The 26,945-nt window shown below is 52.7% G+C and carries 20 protein-coding genes; 15 read left to right on the top strand and 5 right to left on the bottom strand.

The features are described from left to right. Positions 1 to 2 precede the first annotated feature (2 nt). The 3 genes from L1F30_RS09625 to L1F30_RS09615 all read left to right on the top strand — a co-directional run bounded on the left by L1F30_RS09625 (position 3) and on the right by L1F30_RS09615 (position 3,424). Positions 3 to 698 carry a pseudouridine synthase gene (locus tag L1F30_RS09625; RefSeq protein ID WP_253355690.1) on the top strand — a complete coding sequence of 232 codons (696 nt, stop codon included), beginning with the start codon at positions 3 to 5 and terminating at the stop codon, positions 696 to 698. Continuing rightward, on the top strand, positions 695 to 2,302 hold the full coding sequence (locus tag L1F30_RS09620; protein WP_253355688.1) for an alpha/beta fold hydrolase: 1,608 nt from the start codon (positions 695 to 697) through the stop codon (positions 2,300 to 2,302). The genes L1F30_RS09625 and L1F30_RS09620 overlap by 4 nt, the downstream gene beginning before the upstream one ends. A 72-nt stretch (positions 2,303 to 2,374) precedes the next feature. Continuing rightward, positions 2,375 to 3,424, top strand: a complete 1,050-nt coding sequence (locus L1F30_RS09615; RefSeq protein ID WP_253355686.1) for a hypothetical protein — start codon at positions 2,375 to 2,377, stop codon at positions 3,422 to 3,424. A gap of 232 nt (positions 3,425 to 3,656) precedes the next feature. On the opposite strand, the gene L1F30_RS09610 is transcribed toward L1F30_RS09615, so the two are convergent. Next, positions 3,657 to 4,586, bottom strand: coding sequence for a GGDEF domain-containing protein (locus tag L1F30_RS09610; protein ID WP_253355684.1), 930 nt, complete (start codon positions 4,584 to 4,586; stop codon positions 3,657 to 3,659). Between the two features lie 290 nt (positions 4,587 to 4,876). On the opposite strand from L1F30_RS09610, the gene L1F30_RS09605 reads away from it, so the two are divergent. The 11 genes from L1F30_RS09605 to L1F30_RS09555 all read left to right on the top strand — a co-directional run bounded on the left by L1F30_RS09605 (position 4,877) and on the right by L1F30_RS09555 (position 20,363). Continuing rightward, complete coding sequence (locus L1F30_RS09605) at positions 4,877 to 5,638, top strand: SOS cell division inhibitor SulA (protein WP_253355682.1); 762 nt, start codon at positions 4,877 to 4,879, stop codon at positions 5,636 to 5,638. A 3-nt stretch (positions 5,639 to 5,641) separates the two neighbouring features. After that, positions 5,642 to 7,270 carry a DNA polymerase Y family protein gene (locus tag L1F30_RS09600; protein ID WP_253355680.1) on the top strand — a complete coding sequence of 543 codons (1,629 nt, stop codon included), beginning with the start codon at positions 5,642 to 5,644 and terminating at the stop codon, positions 7,268 to 7,270. Continuing rightward, the gene (locus L1F30_RS09595) at positions 7,260 to 10,394 is read left to right on the top strand and encodes an error-prone DNA polymerase (protein WP_253355678.1); all 3,135 of its coding nucleotides are present in this window, start codon (positions 7,260 to 7,262) and stop codon (positions 10,392 to 10,394) included. The genes L1F30_RS09600 and L1F30_RS09595 overlap by 11 nt, the downstream gene beginning before the upstream one ends. 63 nt (positions 10,395 to 10,457) lie before the next feature. Beyond that, positions 10,458 to 10,847, top strand: coding sequence for a hypothetical protein (locus tag L1F30_RS09590; protein ID WP_253355676.1), 390 nt, complete (start codon positions 10,458 to 10,460; stop codon positions 10,845 to 10,847). 3,431 nt (positions 10,848 to 14,278) lie between these two features. Then, a complete protein-coding gene (locus L1F30_RS09585; RefSeq protein WP_253355669.1) occupies positions 14,279 to 14,734 on the top strand; it encodes a hypothetical protein in 456 nt (151 codons plus the stop codon). Positions 14,735 to 15,239: 505 nt separating this feature from the next. After that, positions 15,240 to 15,542 (top strand): hypothetical protein, encoded by a 303-nt coding sequence (locus L1F30_RS09580; protein WP_253355661.1) that lies wholly within the window; start codon positions 15,240 to 15,242, stop codon positions 15,540 to 15,542. Positions 15,543 to 15,680: 138 nt separating this feature from the next. Further along, positions 15,681 to 16,037, top strand: coding sequence for a DUF4156 domain-containing protein (locus L1F30_RS09575; protein ID WP_253355659.1), 357 nt, complete (start codon positions 15,681 to 15,683; stop codon positions 16,035 to 16,037). Positions 16,038 to 16,523: 486 nt separating this feature from the next. Next, the gene (locus tag L1F30_RS09570) at positions 16,524 to 17,210 is read left to right on the top strand and encodes a hypothetical protein (protein ID WP_253355657.1); all 687 of its coding nucleotides are present in this window, start codon (positions 16,524 to 16,526) and stop codon (positions 17,208 to 17,210) included. A 136-nt stretch (positions 17,211 to 17,346) separates the two neighbouring features. Next, positions 17,347 to 18,873, top strand: coding sequence for a hypothetical protein (locus tag L1F30_RS09565; protein WP_253355656.1), 1,527 nt, complete (start codon positions 17,347 to 17,349; stop codon positions 18,871 to 18,873). Positions 18,874 to 19,115: 242 nt separating this feature from the next. Then, positions 19,116 to 19,379: a hypothetical protein gene (locus tag L1F30_RS09560; RefSeq protein ID WP_253355654.1), complete on the top strand. Its 264-nt coding sequence runs from the start codon at positions 19,116 to 19,118 to the stop codon at positions 19,377 to 19,379. A 261-nt stretch (positions 19,380 to 19,640) separates the two neighbouring features. Then, complete coding sequence (locus L1F30_RS09555; RefSeq protein WP_253355652.1) at positions 19,641 to 20,363, top strand: SDR family NAD(P)-dependent oxidoreductase; 723 nt, start codon at positions 19,641 to 19,643, stop codon at positions 20,361 to 20,363. Between the two features lie 40 nt (positions 20,364 to 20,403). On the opposite strand, the gene L1F30_RS09550 is transcribed toward L1F30_RS09555, so the two are convergent. The 3 genes from L1F30_RS09550 to L1F30_RS09540 are packed head-to-tail and all read right to left on the bottom strand — an operon-like array spanning position 20,404 to position 24,087. After that, positions 20,404 to 22,773, bottom strand: coding sequence for a tetratricopeptide repeat protein (locus L1F30_RS09550; RefSeq protein WP_253355651.1), 2,370 nt, complete (start codon positions 22,771 to 22,773; stop codon positions 20,404 to 20,406). A gap of 33 nt (positions 22,774 to 22,806) precedes the next feature. Next, positions 22,807 to 23,574 carry a queuosine precursor transporter gene (locus L1F30_RS09545; RefSeq protein WP_253355649.1) on the bottom strand — a complete coding sequence of 256 codons (768 nt, stop codon included), beginning with the start codon at positions 23,572 to 23,574 and terminating at the stop codon, positions 22,807 to 22,809. Positions 23,575 to 23,580: 6 nt separating this feature from the next. After that, entirely contained in the window at positions 23,581 to 24,087 is a 507-nt protein-coding gene (locus tag L1F30_RS09540; protein ID WP_253355640.1) for a 6-carboxytetrahydropterin synthase, read from the bottom strand. A gap of 147 nt (positions 24,088 to 24,234) precedes the next feature. Between L1F30_RS09540 and ggt the strand changes: the two genes are divergently transcribed. After that, positions 24,235 to 25,938: a gamma-glutamyltransferase gene (gene ggt / locus L1F30_RS09535; RefSeq protein WP_253355638.1), complete on the top strand. Its 1,704-nt coding sequence runs from the start codon at positions 24,235 to 24,237 to the stop codon at positions 25,936 to 25,938. A 10-nt stretch (positions 25,939 to 25,948) separates the two neighbouring features. Here ggt and L1F30_RS09530 read toward each other — a convergent pair whose 3' ends face one another. Further along, positions 25,949 to 26,890, bottom strand: a complete 942-nt coding sequence (locus L1F30_RS09530) for an ABC transporter substrate-binding protein (RefSeq protein ID WP_253355636.1) — start codon at positions 26,888 to 26,890, stop codon at positions 25,949 to 25,951. Positions 26,891 to 26,945: the final 55 nt, after the last annotated feature.

Below are 26,945 nucleotides of genomic sequence, written 5' to 3'. Positions count from 1 at the left end.
GGGTGGCTCAAACACCCGATTTTGTGGTGGTAAATAAGTTCCCCAACGTGGATTTTCATTCCGAAGGCGCGCAGCCCGGCTTGGCTGTGCGCGTAAGCCAGGCGCTGGGTGAGCCCCTCTGGCCGGTACACAGGCTCGATAAAATGACCTCGGGCCTGACCCTGTTTGCCCGCTCGCACGCAAGTGCACAGGTGTTCGGCAAATTATTTGCCGAGCGCCGCCTTACAAAATATTACCTGGCCATCGGCGTTGGTAAACCCAAAAAAAAGCAGGGCCTCATTGCCGGCGATATGGCCCGTAGCCGGCGCAAAAGCTGGAAGCTGTTAGCAAGTATGGAGCAGCCTGCCGTTACCCAATTCTTCAGCGAAAGCCTGGGTGAAAAACGGCGCCTGTACCTTCTGAAACCACACACCGGCAAAACCCACCAGCTGCGCGTGGCCCTCAAAAGCCAGGGCGTGAGCATTGTGGGCGACCCGATTTATGACCAAGCGCCAGCTGCTGAAACTCAAGCGCCAGTGCGCGGGCATTTGCATGCCTACCAATTGCATTTTTCAGCCTTTGATGAACACTTCAGTTTCAGCGCGGCGCCGGCCGGTGGGTTGTTTGATTTACCCGCCGTACAAGGCCTGTTGGCCACGGCCTTTGCCACACCCGATACCTTGCCTTGGCCTGCACTGAGTGCGAGGTTGTTATCGTGAGCGTTAAATTGCGGCCGCTTGTGGGCATGGGGTGTGTGCTAATCGCGCTGTTGTTGGTGGCGCTGCTTGTGGCGCGCTTGATGATGCAGTGGGCGGTGGAACCTCAGCCCGCAGCTGTTGATGGCCACACACTGCTGCCTGTTGATTGCTGGTTTGAAGCCGAGCCCAACGTGCAGTGTTACCGGTTTGAAGTAGTAGAGGCCGGCCAGCAATTCAATTTGCCGGTGGTGGTGTTGCAAGCAGCCAAGCCGCAAACTCCGGGAACGCAGGCGGTGTTGTACCTTTCCGGCGGGCCGGGTGGCAGCGCGTTTTTATCTGCAGAGGATATGACCTATTGGCAAGCGCAATACCAGCGTTTGGCATTGAATGCAGATTTGGTGCTGGTAGACAGGCGTGGCACCGGGCTTGCCACACCGGCATTGCAGTGCCGTGCATTCCGGCGCACCTACCGCCGTTTGCTCAGTAAAAATTATTCTGCCGAGCGCGAAAACGATGCCATTCACAGCGCCATGTCTTTGTGCTTTGAGCAACACCTGAGTGCAGAGCCCGCGGCCGATCGCATTGCGGTTTCTGCCCTGGGTACGCAGGCCGACACGCGCGACATGCAAGCGTTAATGATGGCTTTGTCTGGCGCGCGCGGCTATCAGCAATGGCACCTTTGGGGGGTGTCTTACGGTACCCGTTTGGCGTTGGCTATTGCTGAACAACACGCGCAAATAACACCCGCTGACTCGCCTGTGTTGCGCTCGCTCGTGCTCGATTCCGTTTACCCGCCCGGGCGCGGTAGCGATGAAGAGTGGCCGGTGTTAATGAGCGAGGCCATGCAGCGCTTTTTCCAGTGGTGTGACAGGCAAGCCTGTACCGAGTATCACGCCGCCACTTGGCCCAGTGAGCAATTGTTTCAGCAGGTACTGGCCCGGCTTGACCGCCACCCGGTGAGCCTGTCGTTACCCAGTTGGTACGGCGAGGCGCCCTATACCCTGGTGGTAAATGGCCAGCGCTTTTTACAAATTGTGTTCGGCGCCATTTACGATCAATACCTCTGGCCCCAAGTGGGGAAGGCCCTAAGGCAGGTGCCTTTGGGTGATGACGAGGCGCTCGCCCGGCTTTCGGAAAATTTCATCAATAACGCCTTCGACCCCATTTTTTCGGAGCTCGTGTTTTACGCCGCCGAGTGCAAAGATAACCGGCCGGTGCATGATGACGAAATTCATGCAGCGCTGGCCCAAAGCCCCCATTACCGGCGCTACCTTGAGGGGCAAATGCAGTGGGATGTATGCGCCGTTGATCTGTTTGAACGCGTGCGTGGCAGTGAGCAGCTGCCGCTGGATTTGGCCGGGCGGTTGCCCATGCCCGTGCTGCTGCTTAACGGCGCTATAGACCCAATTACCCCGGCGCATTGGCTTACGCCCCTGCAGCAACAGCTGCCGGTATGGCAATCTGCGGTATTTAGTGAAGTGGGCCATGCGGTGGTGGCTAGCCACGCCTGCGCCGAGCAGCTTTTGGCCAGTTTTTTGGCCAATCCCCTTAAAAAATTGCGCGCCCAGGGCGAAGGCTGCCAGGCTGATCAGGTTCAGCTCAAGCATGGGCCGGGTGTGCTTTGAAACGTGCATTTTCAGTTGTTGTGGGCGGGGTAAAATCGTTAGAATTGCCGCCTTTTTTCCGTTGTAGTTAGCATGAAATTCATTCTTGCCATTCGAGCAAAAAACACACAGGCAGCGCGCCAATTACTGGCGGGTGCGCAGTGCGATGTCATCAAGAGCCGCTTCGAGTCGCAAGACCCGGCGCTGCGCAATTTGGTGGATGGCTGTTTTGCCCGCGGCCTGCCCGTAGAGCGTGAGGGCGCAGGCTTGCATTGGTTTTTGGTGGCAAGTGCCGGGCGGCCAGCTGCCAGCTGGTTGCAGGAAGCGGGTGTGGAAGTGTGTTTTGTGGCCGACTGGTTGCGCCAGCAAGCGCTGCAAATTCGCTACCTGAAAGGCGTGGCCTATTGCGATGCAGCTGCGGCCTGGGCAGATTTTTTACCCTGGCTAAACCACGCGCCCTTGCGGGAGCAAGCGGGCGAGGGTATTAGTTGGGCCGGCGCGCCTTTAGTGGCACCGGTTGGCCCTGCTGATGGTGAGCAATGCCAAGCCCACCCATCAAAGCCCGTGCAACCTGAATCGTTACCGCCTGCCGCAAAAGCAGACTCTCAAGCAGAATCACAAACAGAACCACAAACAGAGCCACAAGCAGAACCGGCCCCGGTAGCTGTTAACCCCAAGCCGCGCGCCAAGAAGATTATTGTAAAAAAAGCGCGTGCAACACCTGCGCTGCAACCGGTAACTGAAGGCGAGCGCAAGCCTGAGTCAGCCGCTGGCCATATACAAAGCGGCCAGCGGTTAGTGAGAACACCAAAAATTGAACGGCCTCAAACGCCGCCCGCTGATGCAGAATCTGCCGCTGAACAATCTATAAACGTGCAACCAGCCACGGAAAACGCGGCAGCCCAACCATTGCCTGCTGCACAACGCGAAGAGGCATTGCCGCCCAAACCCCGTAAAAAAATACCTGCTGAAAAAAGCGCGCAATTTAAAGAGGCGGGCGCCCAGAAGGTAAATCCGGTGCCGATGAGTTTACCCCTTGAAGATGCATCCGTTGCGGTTGCCGCCAGCACCAAGGTGGCGTTGCGCGCGCCCAAACGCAGGCGTGCGCCCGTTGATGAAGAGCAGTTAGATTTGTTTGGCTAGCTGTAGCAGGGCCTGGCAGTTGTGGGCCTGCCTGCACGTTTTATAGTGTGTGGGTGTTGTTTGTGCTTAGTTCGTGGATTGTTCGCAAAATGTAAGTGAATGGTTCGGCCTTGCAGGCTGCTATTGATCTACCCACTTAACCATCTGCTTTGCTATTTATTTACGCATATGGGCACCTATCTATCTGAATACCTTTCCATCTGCGCACCTAAACACCCGTTCGGCTTTGCTTCTATGCCCCTACAGCTGCGCTTTCCGGGCTTTGGCTCACCACGCGGTTGCGGCCTTGCTGCTTTGCCAGGTACAGGGCTTTATCGGCCTGTTCAAAAAATGTTTTCACGTGCATCTCGGGCTTCCATTGGCAAATGCCAATGCTGGCAGTTACCTGCAGTGTGTGGTTGCCCTGCTGAATTTCCAGCTCGCTAATGGCGGTGCGCACGCGCTCTGCAATAATTTCGGCGCCCCGTAAATCTGTGTTGTTCAATACTACGGCAAATTCTTCACCACCGTAGCGGAAGGTCATGTCGGTGGCGCGGGCCACTTGCATTACCGTTTGTGCCACTTCGTGCAGCACTTCATCGCCCACGGCGTGGCCGTAGGTGTCGTTAATTTGTTTAAAGTGATCCAGGTCTAACATCATCAGCGCCAGCGGTTGCTCGTTGCGGTTTGCCAGTTGCAATTCGCGGCGCATGGCGTTGTCCATGGCAACGCGGTTGCCGGTGCCGGTGAGGGCATCGTGCAGGGCCGCCTTCAGGGCATCCTGGTATTGCAGGCAATTGCGCAGCGGGTAGATGAGTGTGCCCAAGAGCGATTCAATGCGCGCCATTTCGGCCTCGCTAAAACGCTTGGCGCGGTTGAAGCGAATCTCGCCCAGATTATCGCGCGGGGTAATCAGGCGGTAGTCGCAATGGTGGCGATTATCCTGGCCCAGCGAAAGGTGAATGCCGCGGCTTGGGTGGCGGTAGCTCAGGCCGCCAATGGGCAGCTGGCGATTCAGGTACTTGATGAATATATCCAGCAGGCTTTGTACATCCAGCGTGGTTTGCAGGGCGTGCACCAGCTTATGGCGCAGGTCTGGTTCTTCCTGAATGGCAATGCGGGTGAGCTTGCGCTTATTGGCCGTGCCATTGCGCAGCGGCGTAACCTGATTGGATTCCTGCATAAGTCTACCCCTTGGCAAACGGGCCTGGCCCGTGGGCGTAATGTCGTGCCCGCGTGTAGCGAGCTGGTATGGGGCTTCAGCGAAATTCGTGCCACCTCTGGCAAGCGTTAAAAACTTCAACAAAATCAAAAGCCTAAATGCTTGCTGCACAAGCAGTTGGCAGGCGCTTACATTTTTTTGACGCATCACCGGCAAGGCTTTTGCCAAAGCGGCGATTTTTTGCCGCTTGATATACTGTATAAAAATACAGTAATCTGGGTTGCTCACTCCCATGCCGTTGGAGGTTTGTTATGCAGCGGGTGTCATCCAGCCAGCCAGAGCGGGCCCACCGCCTTGAACAGTTATTGCACCAGCGCCAGGATCTCTGGCGCGCGCGCTCGGCTGTGCGCAGCCGGCAGGTATTGGCCACGGGGTTTCCCGAGCTGGATCACGCGCTGCACGATGGCGGCTGGCCGCTGGGTGCCACTACCGAGCTGTTGGCCGAGGGGCTGAACTGGCCGCTGTTGTGGCCGGCACTGCAGCAGCGCACCGGCTACCTGCTGCTTATAAACCCGCCGCTGTTGCCGAGTGCCAGCTACCTCGCGCGCCTGGGGTGGCCGGCTGAGCGGCTATGGGTTATTCACAACACCGGCCTGCGCGACAGCCTGTGGGCGGCAGACCTCGCCCTGCGCGCCGGTTGCTGCGCGTTGGTGTGCCAGTGGTTGCCACTGCGCGGTGTCACCGATCGCGACCTGCGCCAGCTACAGCAGGCGGCGGCCCGTGGCGGCAGCTGGCACCTGCTGGTACGGCCCAAGGCCGCCGGCGCCCAAGCCTCGCCTGCCGCCTTGCGCCTGGAGGCCCAACCCGCAGCCGATGGCCTGGCGCTCACCGTGCTCAAGCAACGCGGCGGCTGGGCGGGGCAGAAGCTGGTACTCAACCTCTGGCCCGAGTTGCGTGCGCGCACTATGGCGCCGCTGGCCGAGTGGCCGGTGCACCTGGAGCCCTTGCCGCAGTTGCCACAGCGCACGCCTGTGCAGCGCAGTGCAACGCTTGCCTCACTGGTTAATGGCTAGCCCATGAGTGGCGCTCGGCAAGGTGCCTGGGCAGACACGGGGCAGCGCTGGCTGTGCCTGTATTTTCCGGCCTTGGCCATAGATCACTGGCAACGCCAGCAGGTTGAGGCTCGGCCACTGGGCCTGTACCAGGGCAGCCAACTGGTGATGTGTAATGGCGCGGCACAGCTTGCCGGGGTAGAGGCGGGCATGAGCCTGGCCAGCGCGCAGGCTTTAATACCTTCTATTGTGTTGCGCCCCCATGAGCCCGAACATGCCGATGCACTCTTGCGTGCCTTGGCCCAGTGGGCCTACGGCTTTACCTCGGCGGTTATACCCGAGCCTCCCCGGCGTTTAATGCTTGAATTGGCGGCCAGTGTGCGGTTGTTCGGTGGCTTGCATGCGCTGCTGGGGCGCATTGCGCGCGAGTTGCATGCCTGGGGTTGTGACGCCGCAGTGGGGCTTGCGCCCACGGCGGCCGGCGCCCGCCTGTTGGCGCTGGCCAATTTTCACGCGCGAAGCCCTGGTGGGCTGTCGCCTGCGGCCCCGGGTGCAGCTGCCGGGCCATCAAAGCTTGAGGCGCGCGCCAAACCGCAGGGCGCTATGAGTTTAAGCGCCCAGTTGCAGGCGCTGGAATCCGGCCAGTGGCAGCAGGCAGTCGCCGCACAACCGCTGGCTTATTTGCCGCTGCCAAAGGCCAGCCTGCAGCGGCTCAACCGCGCGGGTTTTCAAACCTTGGGCCAATTGTTGGCGGTGCCTAAGGCCAGTATTGGCCGCCGTTTTGATCAGCCCTTAGTGCAACTTTTGCGCAAGTTGCAGGGGCTGGCGCCAGAGCTTGCCCCGCACTTTAACGAGCCGCCTGAATTTAATCGCAACCAGGTGTTTATGTATGGGCTTACCGAGGTGGCCCATTTGCACACGCCCGTTAATGCGCTCTTGGCTGAGTTAAAACAGTTTTTGCGCCAGCGCCAGCTGGTGTGCAAGCAGATATGTTGGCGCTTTGTGCATGTAGATCGCACCTGCAGCGAGCTGCCCGTCAGCGTGCAGCGCGCCCATGCCGATGTGGGTGAATTTCTAGCCCTTACCACACTCAAGCTTGAGCAATTTACCCTGGCCGCGCCAGTGGAAGTGGTGGGCTTGCAGGTGCCGGAACTCACCGCAGAACAGGCGCCGGCGGCGGGGTTGTTTCCCGAGTTGTGCGATGGCGCAGAGCAGGCCAACCGCCTGCTAGACAGGCTTTACCAGCGCTTGTCTCACACCCAGTTGGTGGGCTTTGAGTTGTGCGATGAACACCTGCCCGAGCTGCAACAGCGCGCTGTGCGCGCGGGCACCCGGCGCCTGGCCAAGCCCAAAGCCCGGCCGGCGGTTGCCACCGAACTACCCGGGAGCGGGGCTGCATTGGCGGCACCGCAGTGCATGCTGAGCCCCTGGCTCTACCACGAGCCGCAGCCACTGTTGCTGCGTGCAGGGCGGTTAATGTGGCAGGGCGAACCACTGGTGCTGGCGAGTTTGGCCGAGCGCATAGATAGCCACTGGTGGGCGCAGCGCCAGCGGCGCGATTATTTCGTTGCCCGCAAAGGCTGCGGTTATGTGCGCGTCTTTTTTTGTCATCAGCGTCAGGCATGGTTTGGGGCGGGCGTGTATGTTTGCTGAATTACATTGCGTCAGCAATTTCACGTTTTTACGCGGAGCCTCGCGCCCGGAAGAGCTTGTTTTGCGCGCCCATGAATTGGGTTACCAGGCCTTGGCCATTACTGATGAATGCTCATTTGCCGGCGTAGTAAAAGCCCACGTGGCGGCACAGGCTGTGGGTTTGCATTTAATTATTGGCAGTGAATTTACCCTGCAAGATCAAGCCTGTGATCTGGCGGATATTCAACTGGTGTTACTCGCGCCCAACCGTACGGCCTACAGTGAAATCTCTGCCCTGATCACGCGTGCGCGCCGCCGCGCCAGCAAGGGCGAATACCAGTTGTTTTTACACGATTTACAGTTTGGCACCCAGCAGTGCCTGGCCATTTTTTTACCCGCGCGCCTCCACTCAGAGTCGCAACAGCAAGCGCAGCTTGCGCGTTTGCAGCGCTACTTTAAACAGCGCCTGTGGTTGGGCGTTGCCTTGCTGGGGGCGGGCGATGATCAGCAACACTACCAGCGTTGTTACACCCTGGCGGCCCGGCAGGGGGTGAGCATGGTGGCGTGCAACGGCGTGCACATGCATGCGGCTACCCGCAAGCCCCTGCAAGATGTATTGAGCGCCACACGCCACAATTGCACGGTAGTGGCGCTGGGGCAAAGGCGCCAGGTGAATGCAGAGCGCTACCTGCGCCCGCTGGAGCGCTTGGCGGAAATTTACCCGGCGCCGCTGCTGCAGGAAAGTGTGCATCTGGCAAGCCTGTGCCGTTTCAGCATGGCCGATTTGCGTTATGAATACCCGCCCGAGGTGGTGCCGGCAGGGCTTTCTGCCACGCAATACCTGGCGCGGCTTACCTACGAGGGCGCACAGCGCCGGTGGCCTGCGGGCACCACGCCCGCCATGGAAAAACAACTGGCCAAAGAGCTGGCGCTCATACGGGAGCTTGCCTACGAATATTATTTTCTCACTGTGTACGATCTGGTGCGCTTTGCGCGCAGCCGCAAAATTTTGTGCCAGGGGCGCGGCTCTGCGGCCAATTCGGCCGTGTGCTATTGCCTGGGTATTACCGAGGTAGATCCGGCCCAAAGCGATTTATTGTTTGAGCGATTCATTTCCAAAGAACGCAATGAGCCGCCAGATATTGATGTGGATTTTGAACACGAGCGCCGCGAAGAAGTGATTCAATACATCTACCAAAAATACACCCGCGAACGCGCCGCACTTGCGGCCACCGTTATTACTTACCGCCCCAAAAGCGCGGTGCGCGATGTGGGCAGGGCGCTGGGGTTAGATGTTTTACTGCTTGAAAAAATCAGCAGCAACCTTAGCTGGTGGGATAAACCGGCCCAAATACTTGCGCGCTTACAAGAGGCAGGCCTGCCCGCAGAGGGGCAGGTAATTCAACAGTTTGTGAGTTTGGTGCACGCCATATTGGGGTTTCCCCGCCATTTATCCCAGCATGTGGGTGGCTTTTTGATTACCAAAAGCCCGGTGAGCACGTTGGTGCCCGTTGAGAATGCGGCCATGGCCGAGCGCACAGTAATTCAATGGGATAAAGAAGACATAGAAGCACTGGGCTTGTTGAAGGTGGATGTGCTGGCATTGGGCATGCTCACGGCAATCCGCAAAACGCTTGCGTTAATCAATAGCTACCAAACGCCGGCCATTGGCATGGGTGATATTCCCAAGGAAGATCCTAAAACCTACGCCATGCTGTGCCGTGGCGACAGCGTGGGTGTGTTTCAAGTAGAGTCGCGCGCGCAAATGGCCATGTTGCCGCGCCTGAAACCGCGCACTTTTTACGACCTGGTGATACAGGTAGCCATAGTGCGCCCGGGCCCCATTCAGGGCGACATGGTTCACCCTTACCTGCGCCGCCGCAATGGTGAAGAGGCCGTTACCTACCCGAGCGATGCCATCAAAGGCGTCCTTGCGCGCACCCTGGGCGTGCCGATATTTCAAGAGCAAGTAATTAAACTGGCCATGGTGGCTGCAGGCTTCAGTGGTGGCGAGGCCGATCAACTGCGCCGGGCCATGGCCAGTTGGGGGCGCAACGGAAATCTATACGGGTTTCGCGATAAATTAATGAACGGCATGGCGGCCCGTGGCCACAGTGTTGAATTTGTCGAGCGTTTATTCAGGCAGATGCAAGGTTTTGGCGAATACGGTTTTCCTGAATCCCATGCGGCCAGTTTCGCATTGCTGGTGTATGTATCTGCCTGGTTAAAATGTCACTATCCGGCGGCATTTTATTGCGGCCTGCTCAACAGTTTGCCCATGGGTTTTTACTCGCCATCACAACTGGTGCAAGATGCCCGCCGCCACCAGGTGGCGGTACTGCCGCTGGATGTGCGCGCAAGCAGTTGGGATCACACGCTGGAAAACCTAAAGGCCCGGGCAGCGCTTGAAGCGCAACCCTCCTTGCGCTTGGGGCTGCGCCTGGTGAAAGGCTTGCGGGCAGATACCGTAGCGCGTTGTGTGGCTGCCCGTGAGCGCGCACCGTTTCGGTCTTTGAAAGACTTACAGCAACGCGCGCAACTCTCAACGGCCGAACTTGAGCAGCTGGCGGCCTGCGGCGCCTTGAGCGCCTTTCAGGCAGATCGCTACCGGGCCCAGTGGGCAGTGCTGGATTTGGATCAGCCGCCGCTGTTCGACGTGCCAGACCACACCCCAACGCCTGCGGCAGACGAGGCGCTGGCCGAAACCGCCAAGCTACCCGCCGCCAATAGCTACAGCACCTTGGTACTTGATTACCAAACCCACGCGCTCACCTTGGGCGAGCACCCCATCAGCTTGTTGCGCAAAGAGCCGCGCTTTAAGGGCTGTAAAAGTGCGCAAGCGTTATTGGCAACACCCCACGGCCGCTTTGTGCGCGCGCTGGGGTTAGTGACGGGGCGCCAGCGCCCGGGCACCGCTTCGGGTGTGCTGTTTATGACGCTTGAAGATGAAACCGGCAACACCAATGTGGTGGTATGGCAAAGCCTGCAAGAGCGCTGCCGGCGCGCCATCCTTAAGGGGCGGCTACTGCTGGTGAAAGGCGTGGTGGAGCGCGAGGGCAGGGTGGTTCATTTAATTGCCGGGCACATTGAGGATTGCTCATCGCTCATGCCTGAGCTGTTGCTAAGCTCCAGAGATTTCCACTAGTGCTGCACGCCTTATACGCGCCTTAAAAAGTTTGAACCTCGCAAACCAGAAAGGGAATTCATTATGCAAGTCACCAAAACCATTGCACCCACAAAACCCGGCGCTCGTAAATTTTACCAAGTGCACGGCGAACGCCTGGTAGCCGTGCGTTACCGCAAAGTGCCCGGCAGGCGCTTTATCACCATAGAAATCATCGTAGATGAATACCCGGCCCCGCAAGACAGCGGCGGCCCGAAAATGGCTCACCCGGAAAACCGAGAGTTTGTGGGTTTTAGCCTTCACTACAGCCAACACAAGCTACGTGCAAAAGTAAAAGCACTGGGCGCGCGATGGAGCCGAATTCAACGGCTATGGTACCTGCCAAGGCACCAGGTAGTTGCGCTGGGCCTGGCAGACAGCATCATTGCCGATGCTGCCGCCCGCTGCACAGACGTAGATTTGGGTTTTTTATAGCCCGCAAACCCGCCGTAAATAACCGTACTTAGGTACAGAGAAATAGCAGGCGAGTCTATATATGCACAGGCCTAGATTTAGACATGTCTAAATATGGCCACGTCTAAATCTGGACATGTCTAAATACAGCCCCAAGCCTGAAAATTAACAAGCCGAAGCTAGATCTAGACACATCGCGTTTGGCTAAGGTTTTCAATGGCGCCAAATATAGACACATGCCAGCTAACTTATGGCATTATTTGGCTTAAATGGATGGCATGCCTAGATGTAGACACAGGCATGTCTAGATATGGAAGGCCGGTCTAGATTTAGACTCGCCGTTGAATAAGCTGTTATGACTCAGGTTGGCATTAGGAGTTTGGATGAGTGGGAAGAAGGTGTTCATAGGCGTCATAGCTGTACCGACTCTGCTATTTTTTACGCAATCGACAATGATTTCCTACATGTTGCTGTCAGGCTCTGTTAACCCTGGAGATCATATGTTTGGTGATGGTGTTGCGCCTACATATTTAGGCTCATGCCTATCAACTTTTGTAAGCTTTGGAATTTTGGTACTACTTTTTTATGCCAATTATCATGTAGATAAAGCTGGTAGTAATTCAAAGTCATAACAAGGCCAAGCATAGGGGATAGCGCAAGCTGTCATAAAATTTGAAACAAATTTTCCGCCAGCTAGCGCTACCCATGTTGGCGGCGTTAAAATGCTCTGCGTTTTTGTGAGAGCCTCAAGAATCAAAATAAGCACCAGTAGTCTAGTAATCGGCATCAGGGAGTGTGCCAGCGTCAATATCGCAGTTTCTCCCCGTGCCACGTTTAAGTCCGTAGTGGCGTACAGTTTGTAGCTTCTTTCGGTTTAATATTAAGGTTCGCAGGTTGTCCTGTTTGTGGCATTCTTGCGGGTAAAATTAATTAGGTGTGGGTTACGCTGCCGCTTCACAACGCACCTTGTAGGTGGTTAGGCAGATCGCAGTTTTAACAAGGGTGGTCATGTCGCAGCTATCGCTGCTGGACGGCCTCCGCTGCGCTGCAGCCGCCCATGCCACCGGCGTTATGCGGAAAAGCGAAATCCGGAGTTTGGTTGCGCAACAAGCACTTCGTAGCGATGATTGGCAGGACATCAAAGTAGGGTGCCTCCAAGTAGTACGGATAAAATCAAGATTGATTAGTGGCGTCCATCGCTGGTAACTTCGTAGTCAAGAAAAGTTTGGCGTCAAAGAGAACTCCTTGAAACAAACATTGTTGTAAACTCCGTCTTATTAAGGGGTTTTTCTAGCGCTGCCAGGAAATGGCAGTGTTAATTTAAGAATAATTGGCCTGTAAGTTGCGCTAAATAAACAAAGGGCGGTGCGTAACTAGGTCGCGCATAACAAGCGGTTCTAGGGTCGCCGCAAAATACGCGGCTGGGACGGCCTACGCTGACGCTCCGGCCGCCCCTAAACCGGGCGTTATGCGGAAAAGCGAAATCCGGAGTTTGGTTGCGCAACAAGCACTTCGTAGCGATGATCGGCAGGGCATCAAAGTAGGGTGCCTCCAAGTAGTACGGATAAAATCAAGATTGATTAGTGGCGTCTATCGCTGGTAACTTCGTAGTCAAGAAAAATTTGGCGTCAAAGAGAACTCCTTGAAACAAACATTGTTGTAAACTCCGTTTTCTTAAGGGGTTCTTCTCGCACTGCTATGTAGTGGCAATGTTAGCTCAAAAGTAGTGGGCCAAAGGTAAGTCAATATTAACAAAGGGCGGTGCGTAACTAGGTCGCGCATAACAAGCGGTTCTAGGGTCGCCGCAAAAAACGCGGCTGGGACGGCCTACGCTGACGCTCCGGCCGCCCCTAAACCGGGCGTTATGCGGAAAAGCGAAATCCTAAGAGTGGTGGCGCACAAATTGCTTCGTAGTCATGAACAAAAAGGCGTCGAAGTGGGGTGGCTCCAAGAAGTGCGGATAAAGAATTGGTTAAGGGAGTTCATCGCTGGTAACTTCGTAGCCAAGATAAGTTCGGCGTCAAAGAGAACTCTTTTTAAAAAATATTGTTGTAAGGCCACCTTTGTTAGGGGCTTTTCTTGCGCTGCCAGGCAATGGCAGTGTTAATTTAGGAATAGAGGCCTGTAAGTTGGGCTAAATAAACAAAGGGCGGTGCGTAACTAGGTCGCGCATAACAAGCGGTTATAGGGTCGCCGCAAAATACGCGGCTGGGACGGCCTACGCTGACGCTCCGGCCGCCCCTAAACCGGGCGTTATGCGGAAAAGCGAAATCCTGAGAGCGATGGCGCACAATTACTTCGTAGTCATGATCAACAAGGCATCGAAGTGGAGTGGATCAAAGAAGATCTGATGAAAATATGATTGGTTAGTGGTGCACATCGATCTTAGCTTCGTAGTCAAGAAAGGTTTACGGTCAAAGAGTACTCTTTAGAATAAACAGTGTTCTAAGCACACTTTTAATAAAGGGCTTTTCTTGCTGGGCCAAGCAATGGCAGTGTTAATTTAAGAGTAATCGGCCTGTAAGTTGGGCAAAATAAACAAAGGGCGGTGCGTAACTAGGTCGCGCATAACAAGCGGTTCTAGGGTAGCCGCAAAAGACGCGGCTGGGACGGCCTACGCTGACGCTCCGGCCGCCCCTAAACCGGGCGTTATGCGGAAAAGCGAAATCCTGAGAGTGATGGCGCACAAATTCCTTCGTAGTCATGAACAAAAGGCGTCGAAGTAGGGTGGTTCCAAGTAGTTCGAATAAAATCAGAATTGATTGGTGGCGCCCATCGCTGGTAACTTCGTAGTCATGAAAAGTTCTGCGTCAAAGAGAACTCTTTTTAAAAAATATTGTTGTAAGGCCACCTTTGTTAGGGGCTTTTCTTGCGCTGCCAGGCAATGGCAGTGTTAATTTAAGAATAATTGGCCTGTAAGTTGGGCTAAATAAACAAAGGGCGGTGCGTAACTAGTTCGCGCATAACAAGCGGTTCTAGGGTCGCCGCAAAAAACGCGGCTGGGACGGCCTACGCTGACGCTCCGGCCGCCCCTAAACCGGGCGTTATGCGGAAAAGCGAAATCCTAAGATTGGTGGCGCACAAATTCCTTCGTAGTCATGAACAAAAAGGCGTCGAAGTGGGGTGGCTCCAAGAAGTGCGGATAAAGAATTGGTTAAGGGAGTTCATCGCTGGTAACTTCTTAGCCAAGATAAGTTCGGCGTCAATGAGAACCTTTTTTAAAAAATATTGTTGTAAGGCCACCTTTGTTAGGGGCTTTTCTTGCGCTGCCAGGCAATGGCAGTGTTAATTTAAGAATAATTGGCCTGTAAGTTGGGCTAAATAAACAAAGGGCGGTGCGTAACTAGGTCGCGCATAACAAGCGGTTCTAGGGTCGCCGCAAAAAACGCGGCTGGGACGGTCTACGCTGACGCTCCGGCCGCCCCTAAACCGGGCGTTATGCGTAATTGAGTATGGAAGAGTCAAGTTTTTGGAAAAACATAGGTGTTACGCACTATGAATTACTGGAAAAAGGTGATTCATTGTCGGTATTTGAGAATTGGAAATCAGCCTATTGCCCCAATTTAAATATTAAGCAACAGCGTGGGTATGCTTGGGAAAGTGTGGAAGGGATTGCTTTGTTGGAAGATGCTATGGAATTATACAGTCAGAATTCCTCGGTATACTATTATGTCTTATCCGAGCCAATGCAAAACTTTATCGAGGTGGCTATTACTAAAGAAAAGCCATTCTACGCAAGTAAATACAGGTATGACTATTATGTATTTCCAAAGAATATGGCGTGGTGTATGAGTTTTACTCATGAAGATGGTTGGCTTGGGCCTGTATTTTCCAAGCATCGTTCATATGAAAAACTACAAAAGAAAAATGTGGAAGCAATAGAGGCTATTAAGCGTGGGTATGCATAACAAGGCAAGTCAACCCGACGGCTTACACTCCGCTTGTTTTTATGCGGGAAAAGCATCGCATAAAAACAAGCTCCATTCCAGCCGCAGTTGCTTGCGGCGTTATGCGGAAAGACGAAATCCTGAGAGTGATGTCGAAAAAATTACTCCGTAGTCATGATTGGCGCGGCATCAAAATGAAGTGGCTCAAAGTAGTAAGAATGCAAATAGAATTGTTTAGGCTAGCCCATTGTTGGTAACTTCGTAGTCAAGAAAATCTTGGTACCAAAGATCAGCCTAAGAAAATAGTGTTGTATGCTCACATTTTCTAAGTGTATTTTCTTGCGCTGCTAGGTAGTGGCAATGTTGGTAGAAAAATAGTGGGCCAAAAGTAAATTAATATTAACAAAGGGCGGTGCGTAGCTAGGTCGCGCATAACAAGCGGTTCTAGGGTCGCCGCAAAAAACGCGGCTGGGACGGCCTACGCTGACGCTCCGGCCGCCCCTAAACCGGGCGTTAGGTGATGTCATTGAAGTTCATTGTTCTATTCATTTTTACCGTTCCAGTGGCGCTTGCATCAGAAGACATAAATCAGAATGTTTTGCAGCCAGAAGCCGTTGTAATAACGGAAATGGAGGGGTCGAAAATGCTTATTGATGGAGAGCTATATTATCGAGTATTCCACTGTATGGGTTGCATGGATGAGGGGTATGCAATCTACGATTCCAATGGAAATTCTGTTTGTAGTTTTGTTGGAATTGCTGGCACGCTAGACAGTAAGTGCGAAAAACTGATGAGCAAAATGGATGGTAGTGAACATTCTAGGAATTAGCATTGCAATGGATCTAGCAGTTCACCTAACAAGCGGCTTTTGTATGCCGCATAAAAAACATGCGGCAGGGACGGCTACGCTGTCGCTTCGCCGCCCCAAAGCCGGGCGTTATATTTCAAACCAAAAATCGGAGAAAAAATGAAGTTAGTTACACTTACACCAGCAGTTTCTATATTCGCTTTGATTCTATGCGGTTGTTCCGCTAGCAAAACTATTCCGGGTGCGGATAGGGTCGAGCTGGTAAATGAGGCTCCTGATAGATCAAAGTGTGAGTTTCTTGGTGAGGTGGTTGGCTCACAAGGCAATTGGTTTACAGGGGACGTTACATCAAATGAAAACCTTGTTGTTGGAGCTAGGAATGAACTTCGTAATGAAGCCTACAGGCTTGGTGCAAATGTTGTACATGTTCAAGATCTAAAAAACAGCAGCGCATATGGATCTATGGGAACAACAAATACTACTGGTATCGGCAAGGCCTACAGGTGTAAAAACTAAATATAACAAGCCAAGTCAGCCGATCCATAACCTTCGCTTCGCTACGGTTCTGGCCGGCTGCTCGGGGCGTTATGCGGAAAAGCGAAATCCTGAGAGTGATGGCGCACAAATTCCTTCGTAGTCATGAATAAAAGGCGTCGAAGTAGGGTGGTTCCAAGTAGTTCGGATAAAATCAGAATTGATTGGTGGCGCCCAACGCTGGTAACTTCGTAGCCAAGATAAGTTCGGCGTCAATGAGACCTTTTTTTAAAAAATATTGTTGTAAGGCCACCTTTGTTAGGGGCTTTTCTTGCGCTGCCAGGCAATGGCAGTGTTAATTTAAGAATAATTGGCCTGTAAGTTGGGCTAAATAAACAAAGGGCGGTGCGTAACTAGGTCGCGCATAACAAGCGGTTCTAGGGTCGCCGCAAAAAACGCGGCTGGGACGGCCTACGCTGACGCTCCGGCCGCCCCTAAACCGGGCGTTAAACCTATCGGAGAGTTCATTTGGAAACCCGTATTAAGAGCTTTATCTTTAGTCCATATTCAGTTTTTCTGGTTTTCCTATTTTTTCTTTGGAAGTTGGTCGATTATGCTGACAATGAGAATCTTCTGGATAAAGAATTCTTTGATGGCAATTTGCTTCCTGAGCTAATTGGCTTTGGCTTGGAGGGTCTTCTATTTGTGGGGCTCCTAGCTGTGTACAACAGCATGAAGGAAAAAGACAGGATAAGAGCTGTTCATTTTCGATTGTCTGATGCTGTTGGCCTATTTGCCAAAGGAGTTTCTTTTCAAGTGAAAGATAAAGGCCTACTAAACGCTGAAAATTTGTCAGGATTATGTAGAGAGATAGATGGGCGGCAGGGTTTTGCATACGATGCTGTCACTACGACACTTTACTATCTACATGGTGATATACCCCAAAAAGGAGAAGAGTTGTCCCTCGACTACATGAAGAGTATTTACCTTCCTATTATTGATCATGCAGAATTCTCAAAAACACGCCTTGACGAGCTATTAGCACTAGCAAGCTCAATAAGTATTTCGTATCTAGATCATTTTAATCTCCTGCGACAGGAGCTAGATCAACTTATCTCGTTAAAGAATGGGTTTGAGGAAAACTATTTGCAAAATTCTGCAAAGGCTTTTTTTTCGGTTCAAAAATATAACAAAATTGCAGAGCGGTTTGTATAGGTTTAACAAGTCAATTAACTACGCGCCTGTGGCGCCGGACGCGCAAGAAGCGCGCGCCGGTTATTGAGGCGTTCAAGGCTATTTTTTTGTATGCCGACGGGCAACTTATCTAAGCGTTATACACAAGGAGAAATTGGTGTTAAATAGTCCAGAAGTACAAAGATTAACAGATCTAATAAAAGACTCATTTCGCATCAGGCCGAACCACAATCCTGCCTATATTGATATTTCAAACCATTTAACCCGGTTTAAATCATGCCAACATCAAATAGTGTTCGGTAGGCGAGGGTCAGGAAAGTCGTGTCTCTTTGTCCACTTTCTCCATGATTCTGGTGCCAATAATGGAATCTTACCAATCTATATCGAAGGTGACGAGTTTAAACGACTCACTTATCCAGATCTCCTTGTTCGTTTGCTGCTCCGTATCTTCGAAAGCATGCCTGAGGCAAACATAAAATGGAGGCGCTGGATAAGGCGGCCTAATGCCATCCAAAAAAATATAGCCGATTTAAGAAAGGTTTTATCACAGGCAGAAGAAGCTAGCATACGGCAAACTGATGGCGAAAACACGGATATAAATGTGGAGCTGTCTAAGGGAATGGCAAAAACAGGTGGAAAGCAATCGACTAAACACGAGAAGCAAAGTGAGTTTAAAGAACAAAAGCTTGATCACCTTGAGCGCTACTTAAGTGATTACAAAGAGTCCTTATCCACTTCGCTGAAAAATTCTAGATATGAATTTTCGTTTATTTTACTTGATGATTTTTACCTCATACCAAGAAGCCGGCAGCCAGATGTAATTGATTATTTACATCGTCTTGTTCGAGGTTCTAACTTTTATTTAAAAATTGGAACTGTGCGGCATAGAACAACGATTATTAGAAATGAAGAAAATACAATTGGAGTTGAGCTTCATCAGGACGTTGAAGAAATAAGTTTGGATAGAACGCTGGAAGATATAGATTCTACAGGTGAATTTCTATCCCAAATGCTTGACTCAGTTTCATACACCGCTGGCCTAGATGACGCCAAAAGTGTGCTATTTAATCCAGAAGCATTCCATGCATTGGTTTTGGCATCCGGAGGGGTGCCAAGAGATTTTTTAAACATCTTTGTTGAGTCTGTTTCATCATCTTTGTCAGATGGAAGAGAAAAATGGATAACTCCAACATATGTGTGGAAGGGCGCCAGTAGGATTTCTTATCGTACGAAACTAAACAACCTTAAAGAGGAAGGAGTTAGCGATGCCTCTCCATTAGAGAAATTGTATAGGGATATAATTCAGTTTTGCCTTAAAGAGAAAAGAAAAACAGCATTTCTTATCTCGCAGGATCAGGCGCAGGAGTTTTCTGATGTCCATGAACTTGTTCAGCAGTTAATGGATTTTAAGTTGATACATATTATTGAGCCGGATACATCTGCTGCCTCTGGTAGAAAAGGTAGATATGAGGCCTATACTTTGGACTTCTCCTTGTTTATGGAGCCGAGGATGAGGAATATTGAGCACGTGGAGTTTTGGAAGATAGACAGCAATCGACAGCGGGTCGGTATGCGAGAAGCGCCAGACTATGATCTAAAAAGGGCAAGAGATGCCATAAATAGCGACGCGCCCACAACCTCAATTGAAGAGGAGCTAAGAGAGGCTGACGAGGCTAGCGTATAACAAACGCATGTTGCCGGACTGCTTTTCCGCTGCGCTCCAAACCAGCCGCAAATGCGGGCGTTGAGTCAGTAGAAAATCTATACACGAAAGCAGGTTACGAGTCTTACCTACAAACCTAACAAATTACCCCCAACAAAGCGTAAGGTCGAAGAATATTACACATGGCTGAAGTCTCGATTATTAACCATATACTGGTGCCTTCTGGTATGGAGGAGGTGGCAGAGTCTGTTAGGAACGAATATGTGGCATATTTTAAGCGGCAAGAGGGGTTTGTGTGTTCAACTTTCTACCGGTCAATAGATTCTGAGCCCGATGGCGCTATTAAGTATGTGAACACCGTTGTATGGCAATCGTACGAACACTATCAGCAGGTTGTAAATAGCGGGTTTTCAAACCCAGAGGGTGTTAATAGCGACGGTTTCAAGGTGTTGGGTAAAGGGTTTCCTGAGCCCATTAAAGTGTCGCCGGGTAGGTATGTTGTTATAGGCGATGATCGCTCTGAATAACTTGCAGGCTATGCAGCATGCCTGAGTTCTTTGGGGGAATATTGGCTGTTTAAGCGTTTATTTTGCTTATTTTTTTCAGCCTTTCAGCCTTTATGGGCGTTCATCTTGGTTGGTTTGAGAGTTGGGCGGTATACCGCTGGGTTTTAACTATTTTATTGCCATCTTATCTAGCTCTGGGGTTGCTTGACGCTATTGGGTAGAATGGCGCGAGCCCAGTGGCCCAACCCCGAACGCATTTACCGGCAATAACAGGAGCAAGGTGTGACTCAAAAATTACTCGTAATAACCGGCGGCAGCAAAGGTATTGGCCGCGCAGTGATAGAGCGCTTTTTGGCGGAAGGCTATGGGGTGCTGAATATTTCGCGCAATGCCTGTGAGGTTGATGGGGTTGTCAACCTGGCGATTGATATGGGTGATATTCAATGGCCGGCCCGCGGGGAGGCCGCCATTCAGGCAGCTGTTTCGAAATTTCTGCCTGATGGCAGGGGCCAGATTGCATTGGTGCACAATGCAGCTCGCATGAATAAAGATCGGGTAGATGCCATAGCAGCCGATGATTTTGCGGCGGTTTTGCAGCTTAATGTGGTGGCACCCAGCCAATTGAACCAAATTCTTTTACCGGCAATGGCGAGCGGCTCTGCAATTGTGTATGTGGGTTCAACCTTGAGTGAAAAGGCGGTGGCTAATACCTGCAGTTATGTTACTTCAAAGCATGCGCTGGTGGGTTTGATGCGGGCTACTTGCCAGGATTTGGCAGGTAAGGGTATTCATACCAATTGTGTGTGCCCGGGCTTTACCGATACTGAAATGCTGCGTACTCACGTGGGTGGCGATGAATCTATTCTGGCAAGCATTGCCAGCGGTGTTACCTTTAATCGGTTGATTGCGCCTGCGGAAATGGCTGAGGCTATTTATACCGCCGCAACCCAGCCCGTATTTAATGGCGCTATCATGCATGCAAATCTTGGTCAGGTAGAGCGTTAGGTTTTTACTGCTTTGTGATATTGCTCCTGCCAAGCTGCGGCTAATTCAGCGCTTGCTGCATTTCCTTTAGCCGTGCACTGGCAAGTGCCGCGGCATCTTTGTTGCCAGTTTTCATTGCAAATGCCCTGAGGCTTGTAAGCAGTTGCGGGTCAAACGGGCTGTGGGCCAATGCAGCGTTTAACGTGCTTACTGCCGCTTGGGTATTGCCGATTTGATTTTGGAATGCCGCCAATGCATAGGCGTAGCGTGCCTGGGTAGGCGCGAACTCTACCGCCTTGTTTAAGTGTGTGGCTGCTGCTCTATAGTTTTTCTCGCGTACACGGGCCAGTGCCAGTGCATAGTGCAGGCTTCCTTCATTTGGGTTTGCGTCTACGCCTTGTGCTAATAGTTCTACACATTTCTTATCGCGCCCGGTGGCGCGGTAGAGGTCTGCAAGGTTAATAATTGCCGGTGCGAATTTCGGGTTGAGTTTTAGGGCTGTTTGAAATGCCTTTTCTGCTTCTGGCAATTCTTGTTGGCGCGCAGCCAGGTTGCCCAGATTTATCCAGGCTTCTGGCCTGTCTGCATTGTGCTGTTGGCTTTCAACATAGGCCTTTAGTACTTGGCTTAGGCGTTTGCGAGTGGCCGGGCTGAGGGAGCCGGGGCGAGCCTCTAACAACCCACTGGCCGCTGCAAATTGCACATCTGTTACCGCGTCTGCTAATAATTTTTCAAGGTAGGTAATTCCAACCGGGTTGTTGAGCTGGGTGAGGGCGTCTGCTACCGCGCGACGTACCAGCGGTGATGCATCTGTAGCTTGCGCAACAATGGCGCTAAAGCTGCGCGGGCTTGGGTAGGCGGCGAGCAGCGCAATGGCGCTGGCGCGCGCAATGGCCGGTTGTGCCGGATTGTGGGTAAGCGCAATAAGTAGTGTGAGTGCCTCGGGTAGGCCTTGGCGGCCTTTGGCCAGCGCTGCGGTAAATTGCTGGTGGCTTTCGGGGGCGAAGGGTTGTTGGGCCTGTTCGTGCCAACTGGCAATGGCCTTGCTTGCCCACTCTGGTGTTTGGGTGCTATGGCAGCTATTACATGTGTTTGGCACCCCAAATTCTGCCGAGAGATCCGGGCGCGGAATACGAAAACTGTGATCGCGGCGATCATCTACACCCATATAGCGGTTTACCGGCATGTGGCAGTCTACACATTGGCTTCCGGCTTGTGTTGGCGTGTGGTGGTGATGGCTTGGCGTATCGAACACACCCGGGTTATGGCATTGGGCACAGAGGGTGTTGCCTTCAAGTTTCGGTGTTGTACTGTGTGGGTTATGGCAATCGCTACAGGTTACGCCTTGGCTGTGCATTTTGCTTTGCAAAAAGCTGCCCAGTACAAAAGTTTCATCTTTCGGTTGGCCATCAGGGTGATAGAGGGTTTCAGAGAGTGCATTTACCCTGTGACTATTGCCTATCGCGCTGCCATGAATAAAGTTTTCGTTTAATGTGCTGCGCCGTGAATGGCAGCGGGCACATACATTCAGCTCGGTTTGGCTAGTCAATTCTTTAGTGCGCAGGGCTGTGTGTTTGCCGGGCAGGTATTGCCAGTAGCCGTTTTGACGCTCGCCAAATTCAACTGTTAACCCTTTGTTTGCGGGCTGTGTGGGTGTGGTTTCGGCCCAGCGGATATGGTTGCTGGCAGGCCCATGGCAGGCTTCACAGGCGACATTTATTTCAGCGTAGTGGGTGTTGTAGCTGTCTGTTTTTATGTTGTAGTTTTTCTTTAGGTTGGTGCTGTGGCATTCGGCACACATGTAATTCCAGTTTTGATCACGCGCCGTCCAGTGTAGAAAGTGCTGGTTGTCTACCGCATCATTTGGGTAGAGGTGAAACCAACGCTGGCCGCCCTCTGCTGTTGGGCGGGCATCCCATGCGATGCCGAGCGCCTGAATTTTGCCGCGGCCAATGTCTATGAGGTATTGCTGCAGCGGGTAGGTGCCAAAGGTATAGCTGATGCTGAAATCTTCCAGCTCGCCTTGAGCGTTATCTGTGCGCACCATGAAGTTGCCATCTTTGCGGTAAAACACACTGGTAATACCGTTATAGGTAAAAGTTGCCTGATTAAAATTGCCGAGTACACTCGCGTCGCTAGCAATTGCCATGGCTTTGGCGTGGTGGCTTTGCTGCCATTGATGGTGCTGCTTTTCGTGGCAGCTGGCACATTGTTGGTTACCTACAAAGCTGGCTTGGTTGGTGTCTTTGTAGGCGGCTTCATAGGCGGCTTCTGCAGTTGAGCGTTGAACATTTTGCGCGCTATTAGCCGGCTTTGGTGCTTGGGTGTTTATCGGTTGTGTATCGTTCGAGCAGCCTGCAATTATAAGCAATAGGCCAAGTGCCATACCAAGGCGATGTTTAATAAAATTTATAGCTGCTTGAAAAGGCATAGCAATTCTTTGTGGGGGATGGGGCTGCACATACTACAGGGCTATGTGCGTATCATCTTTAATGTGCAGGTAGCGCCGCAGGTAATGCACTGCCGCATACAGAGGCAGGGTGTCTGCCAGGGCCACTACCATTTTAAACAGGTAGTTGCTGCCCATGAGTACCAGCAGCTGGTTCAAGGATATGCCCCCGGCCAGATATGCTGCACCAAAGGTAACTGTGATTACGGTAAAGGAGTCTACCCCTTGGCTTACCAGTGTGGAGAGGTTGTTGCGTAGCCAAAGGTGTTTACCGCGGGTGAGCCGTTTCCAAAAATGGAACAGGTACACATCGCAATATTGTGCGGCCATGTAAGCCAGCATAGAGGCCACCACCGCACCTGAGGTGCAGGCGAATATCAATTGGTATAGCTCAATGGTGCCAGCAACTACGGTGCCGTCTGGCAGAATTACATCACTTGAAAGGTTGAGTTGTTGCCAGGGGGGCATGCTCTCTGCACCAACCGATGGCGCAAGGCTGCCTAGCCACAAAATGGCAATTACAAACAGGTTCATGATGAGCCCAACGGTTACCATAAAATTGGCGCGTTTTTTCCCGTAAAGCTCGCTGACTAAATCTGTGCACAAAAACGTTAACGGGTAGGGCAGTACACCTACCGCCAGCGCCATGGGGCCGAGCTGAATAAACCGGGTAATGCCAATCACGTTAAGCAGTGTCATGGCGCAGAGAAAAAATCCGGCCAGCAATAAAAATACTTTTTCGCGGCGCCAGTTGAGTGCTTCGGTGCTGGGTGTGTTATTCATATAGGGCTATGGATTTTGTTCATCTTTTGCGCGCCACTGGCAAGAGCCCCATTGGCCTGGGCCGGAAGAAACTTTCATTTCAACCTGAAAAATGTCGTAGCGGGCGACGAAGTCATCGTCGTGTAAAAAGCGGCCCAGCAGGTAGTCTGCAAAGGCTTCTACGGTGGTGTTGGGAATGGGTAGCAGCTTGCAGTCGCTTTGCAAAAAGATCAGCGTTTCGCCGTTGAAGGCTGCATGGTAGTAAAGGCCCTGTTCGGCAATGGTGAGATAAGGCGATTGCGCGGGCAGCAGGGTGTATTCATCCAGCTCATCACACAGCGCACGCATTTTATCTTTTAGCAGCTTGTAGCTAAAGGCCAGGCCGTTGCCATTGGCCGGTGAGCTGATGCTCATAGACACGCGAAAATTGTGCCCGTGCACGCGTTCGCGTTCAGTGGCAGAAAAAATCGTAAAGTGGGCGGCAGAGAACTTCATGTCCTCTTTATTGACTTCAATCGTGGTGAGGCTGCTCATCCGCATTCCGTTGGTTATAATTTGATCAGTGTTGATGGGGCTGGCCGGCCCAGTATAGGGTTGGGCCGTATAAATTTGTACCCCGTTCCTTTGAACTGGCTGGCTGACAGAGTATTCTCTGGCAGTACGTAAACAGGAGTGAATCAGATGAAGCACCTAATGAGCCGTTTGCTTGCTTGCACAGGCCTTGCGGTAGCTGCATGGGTTGGCGGTGTGCAGGCGCAGGTAGAGGTAGATACCGCTCCCTATGCGCATGCGGCAGAGCAGGGGGCAGTGGCCACCGTGCACCCATTGGCCACCAAGGCCGGCCTGAATGCACTGGCCGAGGGCGGTAACGCGGTGGATGCCGCCATCGCCGCTGCAATTACCCTGGGCGTGGTTGATAGCCATAACTCAGGCATAGGCGGCGGTGCCTTTGTGTTGATACGCACAGCCAGCGGAGAATTATTGGCCATTGATGGGCGTGAAACCGCACCCATGGCCGCCCACCGCGACATGTATGTGCAAGAGGGCGTGGCCAATACCGCGCTCAGCCAGATGGGCCCACTGGCGGTGGGTGTTCCCGGCTCGGTGGCAGCTTACGAGCTGGCCATTCAGAAGGCCGGTGCGCTTGATTACGCCAAGGTGTTGTTGCCGGCCGCTGAGCTTGCCGAGCGCGGGTTTGCAATTGATGGCATTTTTGCCAAACGTCTGGCCCGCTCAGCCGAGCGCCTGGCGCAATTTCCGGGCAGCCGGGCTGCGCTGCTAGACGCCCAAGGCAATGCCTGGCCCAAGGGGCACCTGCTCACACAGCCAGATCTTGCCAAAACCCTGCGCGCCATCGCAAAAGAAGGCAGCAGCTATTTTTATCAGGGTGAATTTGCCAAAGCCGTTGGCAAATGGATGCGTGAAAACGGTGGCTTGATTACCGAACAAGATTTTGCCAACTACAAAGTGGTAGAGCGCGCGCCAGTCAGTACAAATTATCGCGATTTTACGATTGTGGGTTTTCCTCCGCCAAGCTCTGGCGGTGTGCATACGGCGCAAATTTTGGGCATGTTGGAAGGTTTTGATCTGGCTTCACTCAATGATGCCAATCGCTACCATGTGATTGGCGAGGCCATGAAGCTGGCCTTTGCCGATCGCGCCTATTGGCTGGGTGATCCGGCTTTTACCAAGGTACCCAAGGGATTAATTGGCAAAGAGTATATTGCCCGCCAGGCGGCGCGCATTGAGTTGGAGCGCGCGCTGGATGTTACGGGCCCGGGTACGCCGGCGGATGTTGAGGTAGATCTTTTTGCCAAGCACACCACCCACATTGCAGCCGCTGATAAATGGGGTAACTGGGTGGCGATTACCACCACGGTTAATACGGATTTCGGCGCGAAGGTGGTGGTGCCTGGCACTGGCGTGGTGTTGAATAACCAAATGGATGATTTTTCCGTGCAGCCGGGTGTGCCCAATATTTACGGGCTGGTGGGTACAGAGGCCAACAGCGTGCAGCCAGGCAAACGGCCGCTGTCGTCTATGGCACCCACCATTGTGTTGAAAGACGGCAAGCCCGTGATGACAGTGGGCGCCGCCGGTGGCCCCACCATCATTACCCAGGTTGTGCAGGCAATTATCAATCATCTGGATTTAAACCTGCCCCTTGAGGAGGCCTTGGCCAAAAGCCGTATTCACCAACAGTGGCGGCCCGACATGCTATTTGTGGAAGCGAATATGCCCGCCGGTACGCGACAAATATTGGTGAACAAAGGGCATAAGTTAAGAGAGCTTGGCCCCTACGGCTCTACCCAAGCCATAAGCTTTGTTGATGGCAAGCTGGTGGCGGTAGCAGAGCCGCGTTTAGAGGCGCGCAACAAAGAGTAGCGCGTTTAGCTTAGTGCTCTATGGCCCAGTATTTGGGCTGGTGCAAAGGTGTTTCGGCGGGCAGATCCGGGTTATTAAGCTTAAACACCTTTCTGGATTTTACGTCGGCCTTTTTAACAAATTGCATCAAGCTTGGGTGGCTCTCTATGAGGGCATCCAGGCTGCCATCGGCAATCATTAATTCAAGCCCCTGTTCTAACCGCTTTGCCAATGCCTCGTTGCCTTTGCGCACAAAAAAATACATGGGTGCCGGGTAAGAGAGCAAAAGCGTGCTCTCTACTGTAAGCCCTTCATTCGGGTGTGCATCCAGTTCGGCCCAGGCTTCATTAACGCCGCGCGGAAAGTAATCAAAGCGCCCGCCACGCAACATCGAAAACAATAACTCATAGCGCGTTGAAGTAAGTACCGGCAGGCCGTTGGCACGCAAAATTTCTGTGTCTGGCCAGTGTGCCCCTTGGCCTGCAGTAAATTCCGTGAGCTCACTGAGGGTTGAGACTTTTTCGAAATCTGCTTGGCGATCTGCGCGAATTAAAAATACCCGCTGGCCTAACAGGCCTTTTAGCAACGGAATGCGCACAGGCAGCATGGTGGCTTCACGTTCGCGTGAGGTCATGGTCCAGATAATGTCGAGAATGTGCCCGCGCTGCAGTTCCGCAATTAAACGGGCCTGGGTTAGATCTTCTTCAATGGGCGCAAGTGTTATGGTCTCGTGGGCACTTTTGCTGCGAATAAGGGCAAGTTGCAGCAGGGTACGGATGTAATTGGTGTGCCCGGAGTTGCTGAACTCCTCTTTGGGCATGCGAATCACAATTTCAGAGGCGTGTATCGCGGCCCCGGTTGTGCTGTCTGATGCAGCCCTTGGGGGTTGCGCTTGTGTGGCCACACTTTGCGCCCAGCCAAGCAGTGCCGCCAGCAGGCTGGCGCGGGAGAGCAGCGGAAGCGGAAGATGCATGGCGTGTGGCAACCTCAAATCTAGCGGTAGGTGTGTGACCCAATCCGGTTTTGGT

It is taken from the genome of Simiduia sp. 21SJ11W-1, from assembly GCF_024138675.1.
In the GTDB taxonomy this organism is placed as follows: domain Bacteria; phylum Pseudomonadota; class Gammaproteobacteria; order Pseudomonadales; family Cellvibrionaceae; genus Simiduia.
Note: the sequence above shows the minus strand (reverse complement) of the source record. Positions and strands in the feature narration are given on the sequence as shown.

Bases quoted from the DNA above. Each gene is read 5' to 3' on its own strand.
- L1F30_RS09595 (WP_253355678.1), top strand. From the start codon at position 7,260: ATGTTTGCTGAATTACATTGCGTCAGCAATTTCACGTTTTTACGCGGA.
- L1F30_RS09615 (WP_253355686.1), top strand. From the start codon at position 2,375: ATGAAATTCATTCTTGCCATTCGAGCAAAAAACACACAGGCAGCGCGC.
- L1F30_RS09575 (WP_253355659.1), top strand. From the start codon at position 15,681: ATGAAGTTAGTTACACTTACACCAGCAGTTTCTATATTCGCTTTGATT.
- L1F30_RS09590 (WP_253355676.1), top strand. From the start codon at position 10,458: ATGCAAGTCACCAAAACCATTGCACCCACAAAACCCGGCGCTCGTAAA.
- L1F30_RS09545 (WP_253355649.1), bottom strand. From the start codon at position 23,574: ATGAATAACACACCCAGCACCGAAGCACTCAACTGGCGCCGCGAAAAA.
- L1F30_RS09585 (WP_253355669.1), top strand. From the start codon at position 14,279: ATGGAAGAGTCAAGTTTTTGGAAAAACATAGGTGTTACGCACTATGAA.
- L1F30_RS09605 (WP_253355682.1), top strand. From the start codon at position 4,877: ATGCAGCGGGTGTCATCCAGCCAGCCAGAGCGGGCCCACCGCCTTGAA.
- L1F30_RS09610 (WP_253355684.1), bottom strand. From the start codon at position 4,586: ATGCAGGAATCCAATCAGGTTACGCCGCTGCGCAATGGCACGGCCAAT.
- ggt (WP_253355638.1), top strand. From the start codon at position 24,235: ATGAAGCACCTAATGAGCCGTTTGCTTGCTTGCACAGGCCTTGCGGTA.
- L1F30_RS09530 (WP_253355636.1), bottom strand. From the start codon at position 26,890: ATGCATCTTCCGCTTCCGCTGCTCTCCCGCGCCAGCCTGCTGGCGGCA.
- L1F30_RS09600 (WP_253355680.1), top strand. From the start codon at position 5,642: ATGAGTGGCGCTCGGCAAGGTGCCTGGGCAGACACGGGGCAGCGCTGG.
- L1F30_RS09550 (WP_253355651.1), bottom strand. From the start codon at position 22,773: ATGCCTTTTCAAGCAGCTATAAATTTTATTAAACATCGCCTTGGTATG.
- L1F30_RS09540 (WP_253355640.1), bottom strand. From the start codon at position 24,087: ATGAGCAGCCTCACCACGATTGAAGTCAATAAAGAGGACATGAAGTTC.